Raw genomic sequence first — 21,846 nt, 5'->3', positions numbered from 1 at the left:
TGAAGAGCGCACTCTCGGGGGCGCGGCTACCTGACACGTCAACCTCCAGACTTAGTTCCGCAGAGCAATACGGACATTCTTACCGATCCCCCCGACAGGGCGGAAACCGCCCCGTTCACCCGCACATCGCTGTAACACCAGAACTTCAACCAGCGATACGAGTGCCCTCCCAGACCACTGACTTCGCCCCTTCGCACGGTCCTTGTTGACTCCGATCCAACCAACCTACGAATCCATGCGGGATGGCGTCATTAGGTCCGGTGTCGATGTGTTGATGTCGTTGGCCGCACAGGCCAAGGCTGGCGAGTTGGTGCTCGATCCCGATGTGGCACAGGACTGCGCGAACGCATGCACGGAAGCCATCGCCTCCCTCGCGTAAGCCAAAGACAGGATGAGCCACCACGCTGATCTGCTTCCATTGGGGAGCTTCGCATGTGGACAGCAGCTTGCCGAGATTTCAGTACCGCTGATCCGTTGTTGCTGCGGCTGCCGCTGTGATCAGGCGCCCGACTTCTCGGCGAGGCGTCGAAGATTTGTCAGAGTCGTGGACACGTCACCCTCGAGTTGATCGGCGTGCTTGTCTCCGCCACCGAGGAACGTGCCTGCGAAGAGACGGGCGGTACGGGTCAAACCACGAGGCACGGTGCGGGTCTCGGTCACCCGCGTGCCGGCGGCATCGGCGGCGAGTTCGTAGGTCCAGCGTGCCCCGCTGCTGGTGGTGTCCCACGCGAGACGTTCGTACGGCGTGACCTCGGCGATCACGTTGCGTGTAGGCCAAACCACCACGCCGAGGCGATTGAGCCCCAGATACCACTGGCCAGGCCGGAGCCCTCCTGGTTTGAGGGGCACCATCGCGATCACCTCCGGACTGGCGGCAACCATGTTGGAGAAATCGGTTAGCAGCCGCCACGTCTGTTCAGGAGTGGCAGGGACGACGACGTCGGAGGTCAGAGACCGGTCTGCGGCTTCCACGGAGGCAACGATAGCTCGTGCGTGGTCCAGGGGTCTGGAGACTCGCTAACCGCTCACAGGCGGATCACGCCGTTTCGCCGCGATACCATCCCGCTATGGGATCGAAGCGAAGTAGGAATCCTGGCCAGAAGCGTGCGGCAAAGCAGCAGGCACGGCGACGCAGAAGCCGCTCTACGGTGGTGTCGCAGTTCCCCACTCCCGCGGTAGATTCCACACTTCTCGATGATTTCGATCAGTGGCTGAGCATGAACGGTGCGCCCGACGAGGCGGAACCCTTCGTGCACCTCGTGCAGTCGACACTCGCGAGCCTCGCAGACGCCCGCCCGGGTTTCCGCGCCACCGGTTGGATCCCCGACGACGCCCACACCCTGCTCGACGCCGCTGACGAGATGCTCGCAGACCCTTCCGAGGAAGCGGAAGGCGTCGCGGTGGCAGTCGCTGCCTCGGCGCTGCTGTTCCTCGAGTTTCTCGACAAGAGCGGACTGTGGACGGGTACCGACGAGAATCTCGCACATTGCATAGAGGATCTCGCCGATTTCGTCGAGCCGACGCCACAAGTCATCTCCCCGGACGACATAACCCTCCCCGCCGTCGACGAAGGAGACGAACTTCGCGCACTCGCCTCGCGGCCGGTGATCACGGCCCTCGCCGCCCTTGTGGACTGGGTCGGTGAGGGTGCTGCCGTCACCTCGACCAAGGTGCCCAAGCCCGCATCTGTTCCCGGGCTCGCGGACGCGTTGGGTATCGATCTCGAGCTCGTCACGGCGGATTTCCCGCCTGGAAAGCGGATCCGCTCGATGCGGGACGTACCCGCAATGGTGGAATTTTGGGAGACTGCGGAGGAGATCGGTCTCATTACCGTCAACTCCACTCGGGCGGTGCGTGGACCGAATGCGGATCTGATTTCCGATCGCACGAGTCGGGCACTGTCGTTGCTTCGTGCAGCTGCCGCCGAATCCGTCCGCAACCAACTCGTTTCGACGCACCGTTATCTGCCCGAGCTCACGCAGCTCGTCGATCTCGTCGTGACCCAGACGGTCTTGGCAGGGATGACACCGGAGCCGTCCACCGCCACCTCGGCGAGCGCACTGTCCGGGGACGAGGAGTCGATCGTGGAGACGGTGATCGAGAAGCGATTGGACGAGCTGGTGAAACAGGGGTGGCTCACCAAGGACGACGCTTATCGAGTTCCAGACCCGCTGCAGCCTGCCGTCCTTCGAGGCGTCCAACTGGCGAGCTCCGCGGCCGAGTACGCAACGCCGGAAGGGGTGGACTCACACGTAACGTTGCGGATCTCATTGGAGAACACGCATGTTCCCGTGTGGCGCCGCGTTCGGATCGATGCCGCGCTACCGCTCGATGCGCTCCACGACGTCATCCAGTCTGCGTTCGGCTGGGAAAACTGTCATCTCCACGAGTTCTCCGTCGGGCCCGCGTACTCGGGCGGCACCGTATTCGTCCCCACAGAAGACCTCGCGCATCGCGACCTCGTGGGCCCAGGCGTCGCGGAGGAAGAGGTCCTCGTCGGTTCGTTGCTCAGTTCGGTAGGTGACCGGCTCACCTACCTGTACGACTTCGGAGACGACTGGATCCATCACATCGTCGTCGAATCGGTCGACAACCGTGACCCCGACGCCCCTGCCGCAAGCTGCCTCGACGGACGCAATATGGCGCCATACGAAGATTCCGGCGGGCCATGGGGCTGGGCGAACAAGATCGAGGCCAGCGCCGATCCGCATCACCAGGCACACTCGGAGATTCGGGAGTGGCTGGGCCTGCGTCCCGAAGAGCAGCTCGACCCGACATCGTTCGATCGCGACAGGGTCAACGATGCATTCGAGGTCCTGTTCGGGTAGACGGACGGCAAGGGCTGCGCGGGTTCGGGCAGCGCACACCCATCCTTGTAAAGGCTGCCTTGACGTCCAGTGCCCACCTCGCCGCCGCCCGCGAAGACGGCGACTCCTGGGCGGCTATCGGCCCAGCACTCGACACCACCCGCCAGGCGGCCTACCAACGCTTCGGAACCACCAGGTAATCCGTCCAGGACACAGTCGCACGATCTCGAGCAACCGCAGGCGCAGGTTCACACCATCTCGGGGACGTGCAGGTGCGCGATGGCGAGTTCGAACTCGCAGGTGTCGAGCACCTCGGCATTCGCCTCGCGCACTCCTTCGTCGCGGATGCTGTCGATGCGTTCTCTGTTGCGCTCCATATCCTGGGCGGTGTCGAAGGTCAGCGACGACACCATACGACCCGCAGCGGGGTCGACCATCAGGCCGGCGCTGCAGAAACCGTCGAGCTCCTCCAACTTGGGCATTGCGGCCATCTTCCACACGTCGACGCCGCGGTCCATGTGCGCCGGCTCGGTTTTGATCCACGTGATCCGGCAGCACGCCCCGCGATTCACATGGTGGTCACGGTGCATGGTTGCGATCTCCCACCGCGAGACCTCCATGGTGCCGTGGAAAACCTCGGCCGCGGTGTCCCGCAGCCGCCGCACGGGCCCTTCGCTGGCGCGTAGCGCATCCTCGTCCCGCCACGAACTGGTCGCAATGCACCGGCCCGAGCCTCGGTCGACCAGCAGCGACATTCCGAGGCTGCCCTCGATGTCTGCCAGCGTGGGCATCACGGTGTCACGCACGTGTTTGATGCCGGCGTCGATGTACGACGGATGCGCGTGAATTGTCGTCGAGCGTGCGAACATGATCGACACCCTCCTCCTCAGGGCGGCGCCGATCCGGCGTCGCCGGTCATTCCCCGCGTTTCACACTGCTCCCCCAACCGGCTGAAGGCAATGGACGGCGACAACGTTTTCGGTCGCTTCGGGTTGCGACCGGGGACGAGGCGTGGTTCGTGGATCTCCGAGTTCGGCCACATCGGTGCCGCGTAGTACGCATACTGCCTTCATGGGGTCAGCCAAGCCCGCTACCCACGCCGTGATCGTCGCCGACACGCACGGTCGGATCACACAGTGGAACAGCGGTGCCGAGAACTTGTTCGGGCACCGCGCCCAAGATGCCGTCGGTCACAGCCTCGACCTCGTGGTGCCACCACATCTGCGTGAAGCCCATTGGGCGGGGTTCCACCGTGCGATGGGGCGACCGCAGATCAAAGACATGGCGGCCGATCTTCCCGTGCTGTGCGCCGACGGCGAGATCCGCAGCTATGCGGGACGGCTGCTGGTGCTCAGCGACGGACTCGGCACGGCGATCGGTGCAATGGCCATCTACACGGAGCACGGCAGCACCGGAGTTCACCCGTTCGACTGACAAACACACACCTAGGAGTGCGCGATGAAATCAGCCAACCCGTACCTGAACTTCAACGGCAACGCCGAAGACGTCTTCACGTTCTACCGGTCCGTGTTCGGCGGTGAACTGATGATGGTTCGCTTCAGCGACATGGACACCGGCGACATGGAACTGTCCGCCGAACAGCAGAGCGGTGTCGCGCACGTGGCACTGATGCTCGGAGACAGCGTCCTCATGGGTTCCGATGTTCCGCCGCAGATGGGCACGGTCACCGCCGGCAACAACTTCGTCGTGTCCATCGAGGCCGACAGCACCGAGGAAGCCGACCGTCTCTTCGGCGCATTGTCCGAGGGCGGTGAGGTCTCCATGCCGCTGGGCCAGGTCGAATGGGCCGAACGCTTCGGCATGGCGACCGACAAGTTCGGCATCCAATGGATGGTCGGCTACACCGGAAACGTCGAGTTCAAGCCCTAAGCAAGAGAAGGGTCAGTCCTGGCGTTCGAAGGTGATGAGCAACCCGTCGACACCGCCCGGTCCGATGCGCCCTTTCACGTCGGCGGCGGTGATCGTCTTCAGTTGCCACCCCTTCCGGGCGTGCTCGTTGAGGATCTTCTCCAGCCGATCCCCGGACAGCTTTCCGCCGATCATCTTTTCGCGAACCTCGACGACCTTGTACGAGTACGCCATGCCCGAATCTCCTCCGAGTAGATGGGTTGCTTCCTCGAGACACTCTAAGGGCGATTGGACGGTCCGCCAGATCTTCCAGGGCACCAACCAGATCCAGCGTCGCGTGATCGGCCACATCCTCACGAAGTAATCTTTGATTGTGAGGTAGGTTACATGCCTCACGAACCGAACAAGCGAGGACGATTCATGTTGAGCACGATGCAAGACGCCCCCATGTCGATCGCGCAGTTGCTGACGCACGGCAGCACGGTGCACGGCAACGCCGAGGTCGTGACCTGGACCGACACCGGTACACGTCGCCGCAGCTACGCTGAGGTCGGCCGCCGGTGCGCCGCGCTCGCGCATGCGCTGCGTGGACTGGGCGTGACCGGCGACGAGCGGGTCGCGACCTTCATGTGGAACAACGCCGAACACCTCGAGGCCTACTTGGCGGTGCCGTCGATGGGCGCGGTGTTGCACACCCTCAACATCCGGCTCTTCCCCGAGCAGTTGGTGCACGTGGCCAATCACGCGGAGGACCACGTGATCATCGTCGACCCCACGCTGATCCCGCTGCTGTCTCCGCAGCTACCGCGGCTGACCACCGTCAAGCACGTGATCGTCACCGGTGACTCCACGGCGGGGCTCGAGGTTCCGGACGGGGTGCAGGTCCACGCGTACGAGACGCTGATCGCGGACCAGCCGACCGACTTCGACTGGCCCGAGGTGGACGAGCGGTCCGCGGCCGCGATGTGCTACACCTCCGGCACCACCGGTGATCCGAAAGGTGTTGCCTACTCGCACCGTTCGATCTATCTGCACTCGATGCAGGTGTGCATGACGGACGGGCCAGGGCTGGCGCAAGGCGACCGCGCGTTGGCGGTGGTGCCGCAGTTCCACGCGATGTCCTGGGGTCTGCCATACGCGGCGTTCATGATCGGCGCCTCGCTGATCATGCCGGACCGGTTCCTGCAGCCCGCCCCGCTTGCCGAGATGATCGCCGCCGAGCGTCCGACGTTCGCAGCCGCGGTCCCCACGATCTGGCAGGCCCTGCACCTGCACCTCGAAGACCATCCGCAGGACATCTCCTTCATGAAGGACGTCCTGATCGGCGGGTCTGCCGTGCCCCCGGCGCTGATGCACGCATTCGAGGACCAACACGGGGTCCAGGTGCTGCACGCCTGGGGCATGACCGAGACGTCGCCGCTCGGATCGGTGGCACGTCCGCCCGCAGGAACCGAGGGCGACGAGCGCTGGCGCTACCGGTACACCCAGGGCCGGTTCCCGGCGTCGGTGCAGGCCAGGCTGGTCGACGACGCGGGCGAGGTCGTTCCGAACGACGGCACCGCCATCGGCGAACTCGAGGTGCGCGGGCCCTGGATCGCCGCCGCCTATTACGGTGTCGACGCGCCCGAGAAGTTCGACGACGGCTGGCTACGCACCGGCGACGTCGGGACGATAACCCCCGACGGCTATCTCACCCTCACCGACCGCACCAAGGACATCATCAAGTCCGGTGGGGAATGGATCTCCTCGGTGGATCTGGAGAACGCGGTGATGGGGCACCCGGATGTCCTCGAGGCCGCCGTCATCGGCATCCCCGACGAGAAGTGGGACGAACGACCGCTGGTGGCCGTTGTGCTGCGGGAGAGCTCGCCCACCACGATCGACGCACTACGCGAGTACCTTGCGGACAAGGTAGCCAAGTGGCAGCTCCCCGAGAACTGGGCGCAAGTCTCCGAGGTACCCAAGACCAGCGTCGGCAAGTTCGACAAGAAGCGGCTGCGGACCCAGTTCCAGGACGGCGGTCTCTCCGTCACCCGGGTATAGGACAGCCCTACAGACCGACCTGACCATTGACCCTGGCCATCGCCTGAGCAGTTCGCTCGTCGGTGGTCAGGGTTTCGGCGACTTGCGCACCCACCATGTCGTGAATCGCTTTCAGATAGGCGATGTGGTCATCGAGGCGGGCGAAAGCCCGGGCCGACTCAGTGCCCTAGCCCGTCAGTCGGGTAACCCGGCAACCAAGCCGTCACCGACGCGCACCGCCCACTCATACATCGGTGTCTGGTCCTTCGTGAGCGCTGACCGTGCGACCTGCATGTTCATCAGGCCGCCACTTTCGAATGGCACCACCAGGAAGCAGAAATCCTCGCCACTGACCTCGCTGAGATAGGTGAATCCCTCGCGTCCGCCGACGACGACATCGTGAAACTCGAAGTTGCGCGGATCGTCGCGGAACTGGGAGACGGGTGCAGTCGCAGATGCGCTCACGGCCGCGCCGATATCGTCGTTCCTCCACGCGCAGGTCTTCCACCCCGGAGGTTCGGCCGACAGCCCCGGTCCTTCGGTGGCCGGGTCCAGCGTCGCCGCCCGCAGCACCTCGTCGGACAACGTGCACGGATCCCACGGCTGAGCCTCTGCGGTTGTCGTCGGGGTATCGGAGCTCTCACCGTCGCCACACCCCGCGGCTCCGAAAGCCACCCCCACCAACAGCGTCGCCGCACCCGCGGCCAACCGGATCCTCGTCATCCGCTCATCCTGTCACCCCGTGAGCGGCTGACGAGGGTGGGGACTCGCTGTCCACGCACAGGGTATCCCTTTGTTCAGCATCCGCTGTATAGTCAGTACATGCTGACCATTGCTTCACGTGTGGACGTGATGAACCGCCTCGGACGGGCGATGGCCGACCCGACCCGATCCCGGATCCTGCTCTCCTTGCTGCGCGAGCCCGGATATCCGGCACAGTTGGCACGCGAACTGGAACTGACCCGGACGAACGTGTCGAATCATCTTGCCTGCCTGCGTGGCTGCGGAATCGTCGTCGCCGTGCCCGAGGGGCGAAAGACTCGTTACGAGATTGCCGACCCGCACCTGTCTGCCGCGCTGACAGCTCTGGTCGACGTCACCCTCGCCGTCGACGAGGATGCTCCGTGCATCGACCCGGCGTGCTCCGTACCCGGCTGCTGCGCCACGGAGGCCGCCGAATGACCGTCCCGACCCTGTCTCCGGAGCGGACCGATGTGTTGCGCCGACGGATCCGGATCGTCGTCGCCATCACGATCACCTGGAACGTCGTCGAAGCAGCCGTCGCACTGGCCGCCGGTACGGCCGCGTCGTCGGCGGCGCTGATCGGATTCGGGCTGGACTCCATCGTGGAGGTGCTCTCCGCGGCGGCGGTGGCGTGGCAGTTCGCCGCACCCGACCCGCAGAAGCGGGAGAAAGTCGCGCTACGGGTGATCGCGGTGTCGTTCTTCGGTCTGGCTGCCTATGTGGCGGTGGACGCGGTGTTGTCGCTGGCCGGACTGCGCGAGCCCGAGCACTCCCCGGTCGGAATCGCTATCGCGGCACTGAGTCTCGTCGTCATGCCGTTTCTGAGCTGGTTCGAGCGCCGCACCGGCCGCGAACTCGGCTCCGCGTCCGCCGTCGCCGACTCCAAGCAGACCTTGATCTGCACCTACCTCAGCGCTGCCCTGCTGATCGGACTGTTGCTCAACAGCGTGCTCGGCTGGGCGTGGGCAGATTCGGTGGCCGCACTCGTGATCGCGGTCTTCGCAGTGCGCGAGGGTATCGAGGCCTGGAAGGGTGACACCTGCTGCGCCGCCCCGGTGGCCGTGCTGACCGGTGAGCGCGAGGGTGACTCGTGCGAAAGCGACTGTTGCGCATCGGATGCGCTCGATGAGACCCCATGACGCACATCGGACCGCTGAACGCCCTGCCGATCGCCTGCACACTCGGGCCGAATGTGGGCAGGGAGCAGGTCGAGAGGTGGCGCATCTTCCACGGCGAGTACGCCGCCGACAGCGAGCGCACCGACACCGGACTTGTGGTGCACTACCGGAAAGTCGAGGACTCCGTGGAGCGGCTACGCGACCTCGTCGCGACCGAACGTGACTGCTGCTCGTTCGTGGACTGGGCGATCGACGACACCCACGACGACCTCCGTCTGATCGTCACCGGCACTCCACAGCAGCTCGCTGCTCTCAACGTCGGGTAGTCGTCTCCAGGAACTCAACTGCGCGCGGGGGCTGGATCGATATCACGAATGACGATGAGCAATACGCCGGTCGGCAATCCCAATCCACTCCATCTCAACCGCCTCCGAAGCAGGTTATTTGACAGTGTCGGAGATCTGCCCGTTCACTCGCCCATTGGGGTGGGCTTGCCACCCCTCACTTGATCGAGAAATTGCGTTCAGTCGGCCGCACCGAACCGAACCCAGGTAACCCCGTCGACCACCGTCGGCGATCGGAATTGCGGTTGGTCGAACGGGAGGCAGGCGATGCGATCGGCCGCAATGCGGGCGCGCGGATCGTCGAACTGCTCCAGTTGACGTGCGCGCACGCCTTCGAGATCTATGTCGAACGCGAACTTTCGATCGCCTTCGATCAGGTGCCAGGTGTAGCGGACGACGACTCGGTTGTGGCCGTGCAGGCTGACCTCGTCGAAAGTGAACCCCCGAACTTCGCCCATGCGGCCGAGCTTGTCCGCGATGGTGGCGGTGAGTTGGGAGACGAATTCATGGGCCCACACTGCCGGTGCCGGCGCCCGCGGATGCGGGACCAGTTCGGCGTCGACCGCATCCCCATGCCGTCGCAGATGTGTCAGCAGTTCCCGGTTCTCTGGGACGAGCTTCTCTGGGTAGGCGCGGCGACCTCCGCAGACGAGAATCCACTGGAAGTCGCTGGGCGCGAGGCGCGGTGTCGCGTCGGAATCGACGAGCACAACGAAGAACGAGGGGCGAACGCGAAGTTGCGCCATGTCGTTGACAACCCGGTAGGCGTAATCCGCCAAGTCTCCGAGGACGACTCGTACCCATGCGATTTGCTCTCTGACCGGCAGGCCCACCGGCCGGGGGCGTCCTGTCCGGGTTTCGGGGCGTCCTCGCGCATTGACAGCCACGCTGATCATGCGGGTATCGGCGGTGCGGTCGAAGGTGCCCAGGTAACGCGGGTCCTGCAGTGTCATCGCCACGGTGACGTGGGCGTCGTCGACTTCGACGCTAGGAGCAGTGATCGACGGTCCGCGGTGACCGACGGGCTTCCGATCGGTACCCACCGCGGCTGCCAGGAAGTTGCGTATCGGCCCGAGGTCGACATCGCCACGATCATGTATGGCTGCGGCGAGTTCGGCTGGAGTCCTGTCCACACTGAGTCACCCTGCCACTCTTCCGATGGTTTCAGCGCACGGTCCAGCCATGTGCCATGGCATCGAGGAGTTCCTGCCGGCGATCCTCGCGCGGAGTCCAGCCGTTGGGCGCGGCGGGAATCTCCAGTCGAATACCTCTTGGAACGCCCAAACGCTCATTTCTTCGTTGCGTAGCGGAGGAACGACGATTCCGGTCGGATCTTCTACGGGTCCGAATGGGAGGAGATCAGTCGGGACCTCACCGACGCGGTACCGGATACCCGTGTCGCCGACAGGAGTGAGACGGTCGACAAGATCCCTGTAGGACGGCCAGTCTGCAATCGCCAAGGCCATGTCGAGATCCTCGGTGACTCGAAGAGCGAACGTATGCCCCAATACATCGTGAAAGATGTCTCGACAGTGTGCACCCACGACCATCAGGTCGGATGGTTGCAGTTGTGGTGACCGGGCGGCACCCGCGAACTGCATCGCCTGCCACAGCGAGAAGACGGCACCGGTCGGGTCCGCAAGGACCGCGAACCGGCCGAGTTCGAATACATCCATCGGCTCGGCGAGCACCGACCCGCCGGCAGTTTTGGCCTTCGCGACGGTGGCATCGACGTCTGCGACGGCGATCGACGCGGTCCAGCCGACCGGTTGGCCTTCCTGATAGAGCGGGGTCGCCGCGGCCACCGGATCGTCGCCGAGACTCATCATCGTGTAGCCACCAGCCTCCGGGTCCGGCTCGCCCGGCGTCCAACCGAGCAGTGCCCCGTAGAACGCTCCGGCGGCCGCGATGTCCGTGGTGCCGAGTTCGGCCCAGCAGAGGGCACCAAGCTGCGGTTCGGTGATCCTCATGGTTCCCTCGTTCCGGTTGGACGATCAGGTCATCGATCACAGTGGAGAGTAGTCGCGGCGGGTTGCGCTCGGCCAAGGATCGTGACAACGGTCAACGAACCTGAGGTCTCGGCATGAGGTAATCGCAACGGGTCAGACCCGGCGTAGGGGAGCGTTAGCATCGCGTCATGCAGATCCCACGCACCGTCGCCGTGTTCAACAAGCTCATCAACAATCGTGTGCAGCGCCTGTGGGCGTGGCTGCTGCCACCGTGGGCGATCCTCCGCCACACGGGCCGAAAGAGCGGCACTGCCTTTCGAACACCGATCGTCGGATTCGTCAGCAAGGACGGGTTCGCCGTCCCGCTGCTATACGGCGAGCAATCGGACTGGGCGCGCAACCTCCTTGCAGCGGAAGGTGGGATCATCGAGCGTCTGGGCCGCAAATACGAGCTGCAGGCACCCCGAGTGGTGGACAGCAAGTCCGTCAGCATCAGCGGGATAGGGGCACGCTACGTCCGTGCAGCACCGAAAGCGTTCGTCGCGACGATCGGCCCCCAGGTATAGCAACGACATCCGGTCGGCGTAGATCCGTCTGGATTCGTACGACCGGCATCACACCCGCGCCGGCCGGACCGGAGCCTGCTCAGGCGTTCTCGAGTTCGGCTATCACGATCTTCTTCTGCCGCATCATCATCCTCGACACGTTCTCGGAGTCGCTGGTAGAGCTGACCACAACCAACTCAGACCATGCCGACCTGACCGTTGACCCGGGCCATCGCCTGAGCAGTTTGCTCGTCGGTGGTCCCCAAAGGGAGCCTGTCTGTGTGCTGGGCCATCCGGTCACGGGACTCCATCAAAGAGTCGATTGCCTCCGTGCACGCATCCGCGCAGTCCTTGGCAACATCGGAATCCAAGACCAGCTCGCCCGCTTTCGCTTGGCCGGCAAACGCCATCAGTTGATCCACCATGGACACTTCACCACTCATCGCAGCAGCCCTCCCCCGTCAGTCTTGATGTCGACTCGAAACCCTAGCCCGTCAGTCGGGTAACCCGGCAACCAAGCCGTCACCGACGCGCACCGCCCACTCACACATCGGCGTCGTGTCCTTCGTGAGCGCTGACCGCGCGACCTGCATGCTCACCACTCCGCCACTATCCAACGGCACCACCAGGTAGCAGAAGTCCTCGCCGCTGACTTCGCTGAGATAGGTGAACGCCTCCCGATCGCCAACCCTTACATCCCGAGAATCAAAATGCCGCGGGTCATCGCGAATCTGGTCGACCGACGCTGTCGCAGAAGCGCCCACGATCACGCCAATATCGTCGTTCTTCCACGCGCAGTGTTTCCACCCCGGAGGCTCGGCCGCCAACCCCGGGCCCTGGGTGGCCGGATCCAGCGTCGCAGCCAACAGCACCTCGTCGGACAACGTGCACGGATCCCACGGCTGAGTCTCCACCGTTGTCGTCGGGGTATCGGAGCTTTCACCGTCGCCACACCCGGCAGCACCGAAGGCCACCCCCACCAACAGTGCCGCCGCACCCGCAGCCAACCGGATCCTCATCATCCGCCCATCCTGTCACCCAGGGAGCGGCTGGCGAGGGTGGGACTCGTTAACCGCGCACGGAGGTTTCGCATCGGACATTTCCCGACGGGGATCGGAATCTGTTCACGCGTTCTCGAGTTCGGCGATCACTATCTTCTTCTGCTGCATCATTGTTTGGATCTGTTCGGGTCGGACGAGGAGGGCATCCATGTTCGCGGGCACGATCTGCCAGCTCACACCGAAGCGGTCCTTGCACCAACCGCACTGCTCGGACTCGGGCACGTGTGAGAGCGCGGACCAGTAGCGGTCGATCTCTGCTTGGTCGGCGCAGGTGACCGAGAACGAGACGGCCTCGTTGAACGTGAAGATGGGGCCGCCATCCAGACATACGAAGTCGACGCCGCGCAGGGTGAACCTGCCGTCGAGCACCTTGCCTGCCATGCCCTTGAAATGCGGGTCCAACGATTCGTCGGGGTATTCGGTGATGGACGTGATCCGCGAGTCGGGGAACACGCTGACGTAGTACTCCATCGCCTCACGTGCCTGGTCGTCGAACCACAGACACGGCTGTATCGCGGCAAGCCCTGTGGTGGGGGCGGTGGTGTCCGGTCGGGTGGCGGTCATGACGGTCCTTTCGGGGTATGTGCGGATCGATATCGAAAGTGTGCTGATAGTGCAGACTCCCCTGCGCGCCCGGATTCATCGCTACGGCGGTTTCACTGCATCACCGCAGGACACACGGGTCGGCGGCCTCCACCGAAATACGTCCGTAAAACCTTTACCGAGTCGGCGGGGCAGGGCAGACTGAAGCGATGGAGCCTGCTACCGCGGTCAGTCCACCCCCGCTATCCGATTCGCAGGGCGACCTGAACTTTTCCGCTGTGGCCGATCGGTATCGTCGCGAATTGTTGGCGCACTGCTACCGGATGTCCGGCTCGGCGGCCGACGCCGACGATCTGGTGCAGGAGACGTATCTGCGGGCCTGGCGTTCCTATGACGCGTTCGAGGGCCGCTCGTCCGTGCGCACCTGGCTGTACAAGATCGCCACCAATGTGTGCCTGACCCACCTGAAGGGGCAGACACGGCGTCCGCTGCCCACCGGGCTCGGCGACGCCGGCGCCCGCGCGTCGGACGAGCTGATCGAAGACCACGAAATCCCCTGGCTCGAACCGATCCCGGATATCGCGGTGGACGTGATCGAGCGCGAATCGATCCGCCTCGCCTTCGTCGCCGCTCTGCAGTACCTTCCGGCGCGACAGCGTGCGGTGCTCATTCTGCGGGACGTGCTGCGGTGGTCGGCCAAGGAGACCGCAACAGCCCTCGACACCACATCCGTCGCCGTGAACTCAGCGCTTCAGCGCGCGCACCGGGTCCTGGCGGACCTTGGCCTACACCAGGACGGTGTCGATACCGTAACGGATCTCGACCGATCACGGTTACTTGATGACTACGTGGATGCCTTCTGGCACAAAGACATCGACACCCTTGTAGCGCTGCTGACCGAAGACGCCGTGTGGGAGATGCCGCCGTTCACCGGTTGGTATGCGGGCCGGCGGGAGATCGGGAACCTCCTCGGTACTCGCTGCCCGGGCGGGATGGGTGACATGCCGATGATCCCGACCCGCGCCAACGGCCAGCCCGCCTTCGGCCTGTACATGGCGCAGCTCGACGGAACCTTCACACCGTTCCAACTGCACGTACTGCAACTGGAAGGGGCGCGGATCCGACACGTGGTGTCCTTCTTCGGACACGAGTTGTTCGCGCGGTTCGGTCTGCCGGATCGGCTCACCGCCGCAGACTTGCCGACACGCTCCCTCCGTCCAAAAGGCTGAACGACCGGCAAGTCTGGTGAGGCGACACGACTGCTGACCTACGACCGATCTTGTGCCAAGCCGGCGAGATGCTCGAGTGAGTTGTCGAGGTGCTGCCTCTCGAACGGCGGGAATCCGATGTGTTCGCGAATGGACGGCGGCACTTCCGACCAGTCGTACGTCAGAGTTACCTCCGTTCGTCCATCGCCGACCGGCTCGAGGTCGTAACGCCAGATCCAACCGCCGAAGTCGAGATTGGCGTCATCAGAGCCTTGACCCGGCAGCCACGCGATCGTGCGCGGAGGCTGGAAGACCTCTATCCGGTTCGCCATCTCGTAATGCTTGCCCCCAAAGTTCTCGTGGTACATCGCCATCCGGAAGACCTGGCCGAGTTCAGTCAGTCGCTTGCCCTCGACCGACTCCCGCACCCAGTCGGTGCCATCGATCGCCTGATGGGTGGTCGGATCGGCCAGCACATCGAACACGGTTTGGGCCGGAGCATCGACGACGCGGGTTGATGTCATGGTTTCGCTGTTCATGCCCGTACAGACCAACGACGGCTCGGAAACTCATCGCCAGGGGACGAACAGACCCGGAAGGTCGACCTGTGCTCACCGATACTCACTGACGTCCAGTTCCTCCACAGCAACGGTCTCCATCTGTGTGATGAACCTCCAGGCATCCGGCCGAGACCCGTCGACATCCGTCAGTTCGTAATGTTCGGCGAGTTCGTAGGAGCTCACGGACCGTGTGTTCCACGATGCGCGTTGCGGATCCGCCGCCAGGGCGGCGATACCGCGGGCGAGCATGGCCGGGGTCTCCGAGATGACGAACTCGTACGGCGGCACGACATCGGATTTCCCACGGTTCGCTTCTGCGGCTTGACGCCACGTCTGTTCCGTGACCCCGAAGTGGTCGAGCATCATTTCCGAGCGCAGCCACCCCGGTGATACGGACACGGCTGTTCCTCCGTGGGGTGCAAGTTCGTGGCCTTCCGCGTAGGCGAGGCGGTCGACCGCGGTCTTCGTGACATCGAGAAACACCGTCTCCCGATAGTGGGAGTTGTTGTAGCTGCGGGTTCCGTCCGTGACCTCGACAACCAACCCGCCCCGATGCCGGATGAGCAGTCCGAGAGCACTGTGGCTCGTGTTGAGGTGAGTGGTGAATCCGGTGTCGAACAGCCTCTTTCCGGCCTCGAGGTCGTACTCCCACAAGGGGGTATCGAATTTTACGTACGCCTCTCCCCCGATGTCGTTGACGAGAATGTCGAGTCTGCCGTGGTCCCGGTCGATGCGGTCGACGAGTGCGCGGACAGCATCGATATCGAGGTGGTCGACGATGACCGCGTGGGCCGTCCCGCCGTCGTCCGAGATGAGCTGAGCGGTTTCTTCGACGGTCTCGCTGCGCCCGTAGTCCGAGGGCGCCTGACGTGTGGATCGCCCCGTGCAATAGACGACGGCACCGGCCCGTCCCAGTTCGAGGGCGATCGCGCGCCCGGCGCCGCGTGTGGCCCCCGCTACGAGCGCAATTTTGCCCGTCAGGGCGGGCGGTTCGTCTGTGTTCGTCATCCTTGCCTCCTGCCATGCTTCCGCGCCGCGTCTGTCGGCCGTACAGAGCACCTTCCCAGGCATTGACGACAGGGAGTGTCGTCAATTTCGAATAGATTCTTCTCATGCGTTCTTCGCGGTTGGTGGCGATCCTGATGGAACTGACACGTGTTCCCAGGACGAGCGTGCAGGCTCTCGCCGATCGGCACGGAGTCAGTCCGCGCACGATTCAGCGGGACATCGCTTCGTTGCACGCGATGGGAGTACCTGTCTGGACCCGCACAGGACCGGCCGGAGGCGTCGGACTTGTCGACGGGTGGCGATCTCCGATCACCGGCATGACTGCGGCCGAACTTCAAGCCCTGATCATCGGTGAAGCTGCCTCCCGGGCTCTGGGATTGCACCCAGACTTCGAGACCGCTCGATTGAAGGTGCTCACCTCCACCTCCGCTCAGACCGACGCCGTGGAACCGGCTCAGCAGCGTTTTCTCATCGACAACGAACGCTGGTTCTCCCGACCCGAGCACCCTCCCGAACTGGCGACCGTCGCGCGCGCAGTATGGGCAGCTCGCCGGCTGACCATCCACTACCAGCGGCCCGGCCAGGCCGAAACCCCAGCTATCCGCCTCCTCGACCCGCTCGGTCTCGTCCTCAAAACCGACAGCTGGTATCTCGTGGCGGCGCACCACCGCTCGCTGCGCACCTACCGCCTGTCGCGCATCGTCGCGGCGGTGGTGCATGACGACGAGGCCTGGACGCCGGACGACTTCTCCCTGGCGGATTACTGGTACCGTTCCCGCGTTGCTTTCGAGTCGTCGATCCATACTCTGCCGGTGCGCCTGGCGGTCCCGGTGGACTCGGTCGATGAACTGTCCGCTGCAGTCCCAGGGCCTGGTACGGAAGCGGCCCTGAAATCCGCGGTCCGATCCGGAGACCGCCTCGAGATTTCGCTACTCATGGAGAACCTGACCATCGCGGCTGCGCAACTCCTCACCGTGGCCGGGGTCGAGGTGTATGAACCCAGCGAATTGCGCAAATCGTTGTTCACCCGGGGCAACGAACTCGCGGCCCACAATTGTCCCTCCGCAACCGACTTGTAGCGGTCCACTGATGACATCCGGGAGCGTCCACCCGCGAATCCCACGTGACGACCCGCCGGCCATTCGGAGCAACGATGATCGACAAACACAAAGGTCACGAACCCTTTCGAGTTCGTGACCTCGTGTGTCGCAGTTCGTGGAACTGCTGTGGTGGTGGGCTATTTGCGAAACCGTGTGACCGCCACCTACGCCGTGGGCTTCGTCGCCCCTATCCCATGCATCCCTGAGCGCCGTCCCATAGTTGATATTTTAATCACCTGTGCGCTCGACTGTGCCAGCACCGTCTGCGCGTCGCTGCAGAGCTTCTACCAGGCCCTGGAGGGACTCGGTACCCACACCGACGGCCTTCGTAGTCAAATATCAACACACTGTCCACCGCGGACGATGCTCACTGACGCGGATCAGAACCGGGCTTACCGAGACCCCCGGATCGAAAGGTGAGATTTGCACGCCCGTAGGTACACGGCAAGTTCTAGCTCGATTGCAATCGTACTGCCGAGCGAAAGCCCGGAATCAAGCAGTCGGCCGTCGGGACACGCCACCGGGTCAGCCCCATTGCGAACCAGTCGCTTCCAACAGGGAAACCCCCGGGAGTCAGCCGCGAACAGCATACGACCACGCAGGTTTCACGTCGATGGCTAGGTTGTCAGTACGCACGGTTACAGTTCTGGTTACACCCCACGTAGTCTGGCCTCATGAGAGGAGTTGCGGATGCCCCCTGAGAACGAGGTCTATGCGAAGGCACCTTTGGTCCTCGTTACCGCCCAACTCGGATACGCGCACGAACCGAGGCTCAACACTCCTGAGATCCGGGACGTAGTCGCGGAACGGCTCCGAGACTCCTTTCCTGTCCTTGATGTTGAAACGATCAAGCAGGAGAACGGAGAGATCACGCGTCAACTTCGAGCAACCAACGAGCGACGGTCAATCACCGTGGTCGTTGATTCACAGGCGGTTACCGTCGATGCTACCGAGTACGAGCATTTCGGGACGTTCTTGGCATTACTGAAAGTCTGTTTTGGGGCGATCGAGAAGGCTGTCGGTCACGTCTATGTGGAGCGTGCTGGCCTCCGGTATATAGACGAGGTCCGACCTACCGACATAACGTCCACCCGAGACTGGGAAGCCTGGATCGCACCGCCGCTTGTGTCTGCAGCCGCACTGCTCCCCCACAGGTCGCCGGAGACTCTACGCGGAGTGACTGTGTACGAGGTCGCCGAACGTACAATCATGACCTTCCAATGGGGCGAGGTAATCGGGCACTCGGTGGTGGCACCGTCCAAGGTGCGCACGGCCCCCGAACCGGGCAGGTTCTTCGTTCTCGACGCCGACGCGTTCTGGGTGCCTGAGGCGCCGTCTGCGACAGTCCCGACGGAGATGGTCCGGCGCTTCGAGGAATTGCACACGCCAGTCAGTGAGGTCTTCCAGGCGTCGCTCACCAACCAGACACGTTCATTGTTCAGAGGTGATTCAAAGTGACTCAGACGCAATCAGTTCCGCCCCGGGGACCCGCGGACACCTTCCAAGGTTCGTTCGAGGCGCTCCGGGCTTCGCTAGCATCCTGTGAAAGATCGATCGCTGTTACGCGGACTTCCATGTCGAGCATCGAATTGTCACTGACAGTTGCGGGACGTCGGTGGGCGATGCTAAACGAACTGGCAAGTGAAAGCCCGGAGCAGTGGCGTGAGACGCAGACGAGCCCCGAGCTTATCGAGGCAAGTTGGCGCGAGCGGCGTCAGCATTCGACAGGGGCCGCACGTAAGCACGCAAGGGACCACCGTACGTACTACGCCCAGAGGTTGTCAGAGCTCGCAGATCGCAATTCGAGGAGGTCCGTGTCCGACATGCTCAGCGAGCTGTCGGAGGTTCACGGCGTCACCTGGTCCGACATCGCGTCCGCTCTCGAAATCAGTGTCCCGGCGCTGCGCAAGTGGAGGAAAAATACCAGCGGCACAACCCCGGAGAACCATCGCAAGCTAGCCCAGCTGACCTCGTTCTACACGCTCATGGCAGAACAAGTCGATTCGCCTGCTCGGTGGATGTCGATGGCGTTGGTCGACGGCTTCAACGTGACGCCAGCCGACGTGTACTCGCCTGACCACGCCGAGCGTCTTCTCGACCTCGCGGCCAGGAATGTCGGGACGACCGCTGAGGACGTCCTCGACGTCGTCGCCGAAGGGTGGCGCGATAGGTGGAGGAGCGAGTACGAGGTCTTCGAGGCTGCCGATGGCGAACTGTCAATGCGTCCTCGCCAGATAACACGGTGAGCGTGGACACTCTCGCCCCGTTCCCGGGGACGGATAAGTTCTATGCGTATCGTGGCGAGCCCGGTTCCGAGGACGCACCTCCCGTCTTCGTGCCCATTCAGCAGGGTGATGTATTCCGGGGCGTGGAGGTTCCGGGAGTTGAGGTACCCGACACCGCCGGCACCTTAGCGATGATCTTTATGCACCCATGTGTGATGCGTAAAGGAGCCGTGCTGGCGGACCAGGTAACCGTATTTCGGGTATCATTAAAGACTAGAAAGCAGCGGCCCTACGAACGGTTCGCCGCCACCTACTCCGAGATTCCACTCCCTGAGTTGTTCGGAGAGGGGTCTGGTGTGCATGTCGGTGAATTCCAGATCATCGGGACCGTGCCCGGCGCGACCTTGAACCGGACAGAACGAATCATGTCACTGACCAAGGAAGGGCGGCTGCTCCTTCAACAGCGGGCGGTTCATCACTTCACCCGGCACGCACCGCCGCTACACGATCTCAGACTGCGCACACGGGGAGTCGAGAGGGAGGCCGAGCTACTGACCGACTGGTGTGAGGCGGCGTGCGATTCCAAGGGCGAGGCCGCCGACGTAGTAGCGAAAGCTGAAAAGGAATTCGACGAGTATCTGAGCGCGGAGGATCGCCGGTCACGCCTGGCGGACGACGACTCCACGAATGCGGTCGTGGCCGAGGCTCACGGGGAGATTCGGCGCCGGTACGCGTGACCCTCAAGCGACCGATTAGTACGCGTGGTGGGTCTCGACGAATTGCAGCGTCTCGCCTTCGGCGGCAGGCGATCATCGATCCAATGCCCTCGCCGTCGACGCGGCCAGCGAGGTCTACAACAGTCGCAGCTGACTTATCAGGACGAGTCACTGTCATGCTCATGGTCGACGCGTGGGAGCTTGCGTTCAGCACATGCTGGTCGGAGGCAACGCGCGGAGTGTCCGTCTCAGCCAGAGTGGGAAGCTGGTGGACAGACCCTTGCGGGACAGTTGCGTGCCGCGCAGGCCGCTCATCCCGAGGATGCCCGCCTTGAGGGGATCATCGATGAGTTGCACTGCACATCAACGGAGTTCGTAAGCTGGTGGGCGAACCATAATGTGACAGTCAAGAGCCACGGTACGAAGCGGCTTCGACACGATGTCGTCGGTCAACTCGATCTCGACTATCAGACGTTCACGATCAACGGAGCACCGGACCAGGAGCTGTTCGTGTGCGTGCCACGGCACGGCTCGCGTGAACAAGAAGCACTAGCCCTACTCGGGTCGTGGAAGCATCCCTCCGAGACCACGGCCGGAGACGAAGGAACTGAAACTCGGTCACCCGACCGTACTTGGATCAGCACCACGCCCAGCCGCCGAGAGACATTTTGACCAGCTCTGCTGGTCTGTTGGGGTCTAGACGATATGGAGTGACGCACGATTTGTCGTGAGTTCGCTCCCGTCGCGTCGAGCGTCCCCTCGCTCTGGGAACGATTCGCCCGGCGTAGACCGGTGTGGAGGTCGTTGATGCTCGCTGCGCTGCGCGTGCTCCACGTTGACGTCGCGGCGTGTGCTGGGCGGGTGGGCGATGATCCAGCCCCCCGATGACGGTGGGCCGGCCATTGTGGGCCGAGGCCTCACGCACAAGATTCGTGGGTTACCGAGCAGACGAACCCGCCTGTCCGACCTATCCGGCCATTGAGGGAGGCCCCGGTGTTTACCGAACGTACGAGCGTTGGACTGGAAGCGCACGCACGTTCGGTCGCGGCAGCAGCCATCGACACCGTCGCCGGACAGGTGTTCGCGACACGGTTGACGCCGTCCTACGAACACATCCGGTCCTGGATCCCCGGCCCGGCGGCAGTGACTTACGAGCCCTGCCCGACCGGATTCGGTTTGTACAGCGTTGACGGGCGTTCAGGTGCGGGCCCGGGAAGACTGTCGCGTGGATCTGATGCGGGCGCGCCATCGCCTGTCGAAACCGCTGCTGCGGCACGACATCGTCTACTACGGCGGCCGAGCCTGAACCCGGAGCGCACGACCCGTGGTTACGCATCGAAGCCGCACCACAGCTGACGATGCGGGCGACGCGGATGGCGTTCGACGCCGATGACGAGCACGTGCTCATGATCCAGGCCCGCCGCCGGCGCCTCGATACCGCGGTCGAAGAAATGGCCGCAGCGAGCGAAGTTCACCCCGATCGGAACCGGATGTGCTGCCTGCGCAGGGTCTCCACCTTGATCGGGTTCGGTTTGGCGGTGGAAATCGGTGACTGGACTCGATTCACCGGCAACAGTATCGGCGCGTTCGTCGGGTTGGTGCCCTCGGAATACTCGTCCGGTTCGTCTCGGGTGCAGGGATCGATCACCAAGACCGGCAACACCCGTGCTCGTCGGCTCCTGTGCCTTGCCCACGCATCTCGGTCCCATGCCCCTCGCGCGGGCTTCAACTATCTCTTGACATTCGACGGGCAGGGTTGGACAGCGATCCCGTATGAAGGCAGCCACGTGTTCGGCGCAACCACGGTAGAACTCGCGGACGACGGATGCGATGCTATCGGTTCGGACGGCGCCTGACTTGCACAGGTCGGAGCGGATTCCCAGTGTTGATGTGATGTCTACACTGGTAGAGGGCTTGCGGGTTCGGGATTTGGCACACTAACCGATCGGTAGGATCTGTCGGGTGGCGGCGTACATTCGCAAGATTCGGACCGCGTCCGGGGCGACAGCGGTGCAGATCGCGGTCAA

At 63.7% G+C, this 21,846-nt stretch carries 26 protein-coding genes and 2 pseudogenes; 17 read left to right on the top strand and 11 right to left on the bottom strand.

Annotated elements, in window-relative coordinates; all coding sequences use genetic code 11:
• Positions 1-235 precede the first annotated feature (235 nt).
• Positions 236-379 (top strand): hypothetical protein, encoded by a 144-nt coding sequence (locus tag ACZI8Q_RS03140; protein WP_463372043.1) that lies wholly within the window; start codon positions 236-238, stop codon positions 377-379.
• Between the two features lie 119 nt (positions 380-498).
• Here ACZI8Q_RS03140 and ACZI8Q_RS03135 read toward each other — a convergent pair whose 3' ends face one another.
• Positions 499-972 carry an SRPBCC family protein gene (locus tag ACZI8Q_RS03135; RefSeq protein ID WP_463372042.1) on the bottom strand — a complete coding sequence of 158 codons (474 nt, stop codon included), beginning with the start codon at positions 970-972 and terminating at the stop codon, positions 499-501.
• A 95-nt stretch (positions 973-1,067) separates the two neighbouring features.
• Here ACZI8Q_RS03135 and ACZI8Q_RS03130 point away from each other — a divergent pair, with 95 nt between their 5' ends.
• Positions 1,068-2,828, top strand: coding sequence for a plasmid pRiA4b ORF-3 family protein (locus ACZI8Q_RS03130; protein WP_463372041.1), 1,761 nt, complete (start codon positions 1,068-1,070; stop codon positions 2,826-2,828).
• 71 nt (positions 2,829-2,899) lie between these two features.
• A pseudogene (locus ACZI8Q_RS03125) lies at positions 2,900-3,007 on the top strand (hypothetical protein); the annotation flags it as partial.
• Positions 3,008-3,055: 48 nt separating this feature from the next.
• On the opposite strand, the gene ACZI8Q_RS03120 reads toward ACZI8Q_RS03125, so the two are convergent.
• Positions 3,056-3,685, bottom strand: coding sequence for a hypothetical protein (locus ACZI8Q_RS03120; protein ID WP_463372040.1), 630 nt, complete (start codon positions 3,683-3,685; stop codon positions 3,056-3,058).
• 193 nt (positions 3,686-3,878) lie between these two features.
• Between ACZI8Q_RS03120 and ACZI8Q_RS03115 the strand changes: the two genes are divergently transcribed.
• Both ACZI8Q_RS03115 and ACZI8Q_RS03110 read left to right on the top strand, forming a co-directional pair.
• A complete protein-coding gene (locus ACZI8Q_RS03115) occupies positions 3,879-4,241 on the top strand; it encodes a PAS domain S-box protein (protein WP_463372039.1) in 363 nt (120 codons plus the stop codon).
• 24 nt (positions 4,242-4,265) lie between these two features.
• Complete coding sequence (locus ACZI8Q_RS03110; RefSeq protein WP_463372038.1) at positions 4,266-4,697, top strand: VOC family protein; 432 nt, start codon at positions 4,266-4,268, stop codon at positions 4,695-4,697.
• Positions 4,698-4,709: 12 nt separating this feature from the next.
• Here the strand turns inward: ACZI8Q_RS03110 and ACZI8Q_RS03105 are convergent, their stop codons facing one another.
• On the bottom strand, positions 4,710-4,910 hold the full coding sequence (locus ACZI8Q_RS03105) for a DUF4177 domain-containing protein (RefSeq protein ID WP_463372037.1): 201 nt from the start codon (positions 4,908-4,910) through the stop codon (positions 4,710-4,712).
• Between the two features lie 186 nt (positions 4,911-5,096).
• Between ACZI8Q_RS03105 and ACZI8Q_RS03100 the strand changes: the two genes are divergently transcribed.
• Positions 5,097-6,719, top strand: coding sequence for a long-chain fatty acid--CoA ligase (locus ACZI8Q_RS03100; protein ID WP_463372036.1), 1,623 nt, complete (start codon positions 5,097-5,099; stop codon positions 6,717-6,719).
• Positions 6,720-6,893: 174 nt separating this feature from the next.
• Here the strand turns inward: ACZI8Q_RS03100 and ACZI8Q_RS03095 are convergent, their stop codons facing one another.
• The gene (locus tag ACZI8Q_RS03095; RefSeq protein ID WP_463372035.1) at positions 6,894-7,421 is read right to left on the bottom strand and encodes a DUF3558 family protein; all 528 of its coding nucleotides are present in this window, start codon (positions 7,419-7,421) and stop codon (positions 6,894-6,896) included.
• A 99-nt stretch (positions 7,422-7,520) separates the two neighbouring features.
• Between ACZI8Q_RS03095 and cmtR the strand changes: the two genes are divergently transcribed.
• Genes cmtR through ACZI8Q_RS03080 form a run of 3 tightly spaced genes read left to right on the top strand, consistent with a single transcriptional unit; the run spans position 7,521 to position 8,886 of the window.
• Positions 7,521-7,880, top strand: a complete 360-nt coding sequence (gene cmtR / locus ACZI8Q_RS03090; protein ID WP_463372034.1) for a Cd(II)/Pb(II)-sensing metalloregulatory transcriptional regulator CmtR — start codon at positions 7,521-7,523, stop codon at positions 7,878-7,880.
• Complete coding sequence (locus tag ACZI8Q_RS03085) at positions 7,877-8,581, top strand: cation diffusion facilitator family transporter (protein ID WP_463372033.1); 705 nt, start codon at positions 7,877-7,879, stop codon at positions 8,579-8,581. The genes cmtR and ACZI8Q_RS03085 overlap by 4 nt, the downstream gene beginning before the upstream one ends.
• A complete protein-coding gene (locus ACZI8Q_RS03080; protein ID WP_463372032.1) occupies positions 8,578-8,886 on the top strand; it encodes a hypothetical protein in 309 nt (102 codons plus the stop codon). The genes ACZI8Q_RS03085 and ACZI8Q_RS03080 overlap by 4 nt, the downstream gene beginning before the upstream one ends.
• Positions 8,887-9,083: 197 nt before the next feature.
• Here the strand turns inward: ACZI8Q_RS03080 and ACZI8Q_RS03075 are convergent, their stop codons facing one another.
• Both ACZI8Q_RS03075 and ACZI8Q_RS03070 read right to left on the bottom strand, forming a co-directional pair.
• Positions 9,084-10,037, bottom strand: a complete 954-nt coding sequence (locus ACZI8Q_RS03075; RefSeq protein WP_463372031.1) for a hypothetical protein — start codon at positions 10,035-10,037, stop codon at positions 9,084-9,086.
• Positions 10,038-10,043: 6 nt separating this feature from the next.
• Positions 10,044-10,874 (bottom strand): VOC family protein, encoded by an 831-nt coding sequence (locus ACZI8Q_RS03070; protein ID WP_463372030.1) that lies wholly within the window; start codon positions 10,872-10,874, stop codon positions 10,044-10,046.
• A 167-nt stretch (positions 10,875-11,041) separates the two neighbouring features.
• Between ACZI8Q_RS03070 and ACZI8Q_RS03065 the strand changes: the two genes are divergently transcribed.
• Positions 11,042-11,419, top strand: coding sequence for a nitroreductase/quinone reductase family protein (locus ACZI8Q_RS03065; protein WP_463372029.1), 378 nt, complete (start codon positions 11,042-11,044; stop codon positions 11,417-11,419).
• Between the two features lie 176 nt (positions 11,420-11,595).
• Here ACZI8Q_RS03065 and ACZI8Q_RS03060 read toward each other — a convergent pair whose 3' ends face one another.
• The 3 genes from ACZI8Q_RS03060 to ACZI8Q_RS03050 all read right to left on the bottom strand — a co-directional run bounded on the left by ACZI8Q_RS03060 (position 11,596) and on the right by ACZI8Q_RS03050 (position 13,023).
• On the bottom strand, positions 11,596-11,841 hold the full coding sequence (locus tag ACZI8Q_RS03060) for a hypothetical protein (RefSeq protein WP_463372028.1): 246 nt from the start codon (positions 11,839-11,841) through the stop codon (positions 11,596-11,598).
• Positions 11,842-11,892: 51 nt separating this feature from the next.
• Positions 11,893-12,420 (bottom strand): DUF3558 family protein, encoded by a 528-nt coding sequence (locus ACZI8Q_RS03055; RefSeq protein WP_463372027.1) that lies wholly within the window; start codon positions 12,418-12,420, stop codon positions 11,893-11,895.
• 102 nt (positions 12,421-12,522) lie between these two features.
• Entirely contained in the window at positions 12,523-13,023 is a 501-nt protein-coding gene (locus ACZI8Q_RS03050; RefSeq protein ID WP_463372026.1) for a VOC family protein, read from the bottom strand.
• Positions 13,024-13,211: 188 nt separating this feature from the next.
• Between ACZI8Q_RS03050 and ACZI8Q_RS03045 the strand changes: the two genes are divergently transcribed.
• Positions 13,212-14,231: a sigma-70 family RNA polymerase sigma factor gene (locus ACZI8Q_RS03045; protein ID WP_463372025.1), complete on the top strand. Its 1,020-nt coding sequence runs from the start codon at positions 13,212-13,214 to the stop codon at positions 14,229-14,231.
• A 38-nt stretch (positions 14,232-14,269) separates the two neighbouring features.
• Here ACZI8Q_RS03045 and ACZI8Q_RS03040 read toward each other — a convergent pair whose 3' ends face one another.
• A complete protein-coding gene (locus ACZI8Q_RS03040; RefSeq protein ID WP_463372024.1) occupies positions 14,270-14,749 on the bottom strand; it encodes an SRPBCC family protein in 480 nt (159 codons plus the stop codon).
• 72 nt (positions 14,750-14,821) lie between these two features.
• Complete coding sequence (locus ACZI8Q_RS03035) at positions 14,822-15,778, bottom strand: SDR family oxidoreductase (RefSeq protein ID WP_463372023.1); 957 nt, start codon at positions 15,776-15,778, stop codon at positions 14,822-14,824.
• Between the two features lie 104 nt (positions 15,779-15,882).
• On the opposite strand from ACZI8Q_RS03035, the gene ACZI8Q_RS03030 reads away from it, so the two are divergent.
• The 6 genes and pseudogenes from ACZI8Q_RS03030 to ACZI8Q_RS03005 all read left to right on the top strand — a co-directional run.
• Positions 15,883-16,857, top strand: coding sequence for a helix-turn-helix transcriptional regulator (locus ACZI8Q_RS03030; RefSeq protein ID WP_463372022.1), 975 nt, complete (start codon positions 15,883-15,885; stop codon positions 16,855-16,857).
• A gap of 711 nt (positions 16,858-17,568) precedes the next feature.
• Complete coding sequence (locus ACZI8Q_RS03025) at positions 17,569-18,336, top strand: TIGR04255 family protein (protein ID WP_463372021.1); 768 nt, start codon at positions 17,569-17,571, stop codon at positions 18,334-18,336.
• Between the two features lie 356 nt (positions 18,337-18,692).
• On the top strand, positions 18,693-19,124 hold the full coding sequence (locus ACZI8Q_RS03020) for a hypothetical protein (protein ID WP_463372020.1): 432 nt from the start codon (positions 18,693-18,695) through the stop codon (positions 19,122-19,124).
• Complete coding sequence (locus ACZI8Q_RS03015; RefSeq protein WP_463372019.1) at positions 19,121-19,840, top strand: hypothetical protein; 720 nt, start codon at positions 19,121-19,123, stop codon at positions 19,838-19,840. Before ACZI8Q_RS03020 ends, ACZI8Q_RS03015 begins: the two co-directional genes overlap by 4 nt.
• 24 nt (positions 19,841-19,864) lie before the next feature.
• On the top strand, positions 19,865-20,491 hold the full coding sequence (locus ACZI8Q_RS03010) for an MmyB family transcriptional regulator (RefSeq protein ID WP_463372018.1): 627 nt from the start codon (positions 19,865-19,867) through the stop codon (positions 20,489-20,491).
• A gap of 321 nt (positions 20,492-20,812) precedes the next feature.
• Positions 20,813-21,537, top strand: a pseudogene (locus tag ACZI8Q_RS03005) (transposase); the annotation flags it as partial.
• Between the last annotated feature and the right edge of the window lie 309 nt (positions 21,538-21,846).

It is taken from the genome of Rhodococcus quanlei (genome assembly GCF_055231015.1).
This window is presented reverse-complemented; position numbering and strand designations above follow the sequence as displayed.

What these genes read in the sequence shown, in the direction of transcription:
- ACZI8Q_RS03140 (WP_463372043.1), top strand. Translation starts at nt 236, where the DNA reads ATGCGGGATGGCGTCATTAGGTCCGGTGTCGATGTGTTGATGTCGTTG.
- ACZI8Q_RS03130 (WP_463372041.1), top strand. Translation starts at nt 1,068, where the DNA reads ATGGGATCGAAGCGAAGTAGGAATCCTGGCCAGAAGCGTGCGGCAAAG.
- ACZI8Q_RS03115 (WP_463372039.1), top strand. Translation starts at nt 3,879, where the DNA reads ATGGGGTCAGCCAAGCCCGCTACCCACGCCGTGATCGTCGCCGACACG.
- ACZI8Q_RS03110 (WP_463372038.1), top strand. Translation starts at nt 4,266, where the DNA reads ATGAAATCAGCCAACCCGTACCTGAACTTCAACGGCAACGCCGAAGAC.
- ACZI8Q_RS03105 (WP_463372037.1), bottom strand. Translation starts at nt 4,910, where the DNA reads ATGGCGTACTCGTACAAGGTCGTCGAGGTTCGCGAAAAGATGATCGGC.
- ACZI8Q_RS03100 (WP_463372036.1), top strand. Translation starts at nt 5,097, where the DNA reads ATGTTGAGCACGATGCAAGACGCCCCCATGTCGATCGCGCAGTTGCTG.
- ACZI8Q_RS03095 (WP_463372035.1), bottom strand. Translation starts at nt 7,421, where the DNA reads ATGACGAGGATCCGGTTGGCCGCGGGTGCGGCGACGCTGTTGGTGGGG.
- cmtR (WP_463372034.1), top strand. Translation starts at nt 7,521, where the DNA reads ATGCTGACCATTGCTTCACGTGTGGACGTGATGAACCGCCTCGGACGG.
- ACZI8Q_RS03085 (WP_463372033.1), top strand. Translation starts at nt 7,877, where the DNA reads ATGACCGTCCCGACCCTGTCTCCGGAGCGGACCGATGTGTTGCGCCGA.
- ACZI8Q_RS03080 (WP_463372032.1), top strand. Translation starts at nt 8,578, where the DNA reads ATGACGCACATCGGACCGCTGAACGCCCTGCCGATCGCCTGCACACTC.
- ACZI8Q_RS03070 (WP_463372030.1), bottom strand. Translation starts at nt 10,874, where the DNA reads ATGAGGATCACCGAACCGCAGCTTGGTGCCCTCTGCTGGGCCGAACTC.
- ACZI8Q_RS03065 (WP_463372029.1), top strand. Translation starts at nt 11,042, where the DNA reads ATGCAGATCCCACGCACCGTCGCCGTGTTCAACAAGCTCATCAACAAT.
- ACZI8Q_RS03060 (WP_463372028.1), bottom strand. Translation starts at nt 11,841, where the DNA reads ATGAGTGGTGAAGTGTCCATGGTGGATCAACTGATGGCGTTTGCCGGC.
- ACZI8Q_RS03055 (WP_463372027.1), bottom strand. Translation starts at nt 12,420, where the DNA reads ATGATGAGGATCCGGTTGGCTGCGGGTGCGGCGGCACTGTTGGTGGGG.
- ACZI8Q_RS03050 (WP_463372026.1), bottom strand. Translation starts at nt 13,023, where the DNA reads ATGACCGCCACCCGACCGGACACCACCGCCCCCACCACAGGGCTTGCC.
- ACZI8Q_RS03045 (WP_463372025.1), top strand. Translation starts at nt 13,212, where the DNA reads ATGGAGCCTGCTACCGCGGTCAGTCCACCCCCGCTATCCGATTCGCAG.
- ACZI8Q_RS03040 (WP_463372024.1), bottom strand. Translation starts at nt 14,749, where the DNA reads ATGAACAGCGAAACCATGACATCAACCCGCGTCGTCGATGCTCCGGCC.
- ACZI8Q_RS03035 (WP_463372023.1), bottom strand. Translation starts at nt 15,778, where the DNA reads ATGACGAACACAGACGAACCGCCCGCCCTGACGGGCAAAATTGCGCTC.
- ACZI8Q_RS03030 (WP_463372022.1), top strand. Translation starts at nt 15,883, where the DNA reads ATGCGTTCTTCGCGGTTGGTGGCGATCCTGATGGAACTGACACGTGTT.
- ACZI8Q_RS03025 (WP_463372021.1), top strand. Translation starts at nt 17,569, where the DNA reads ATGCCCCCTGAGAACGAGGTCTATGCGAAGGCACCTTTGGTCCTCGTT.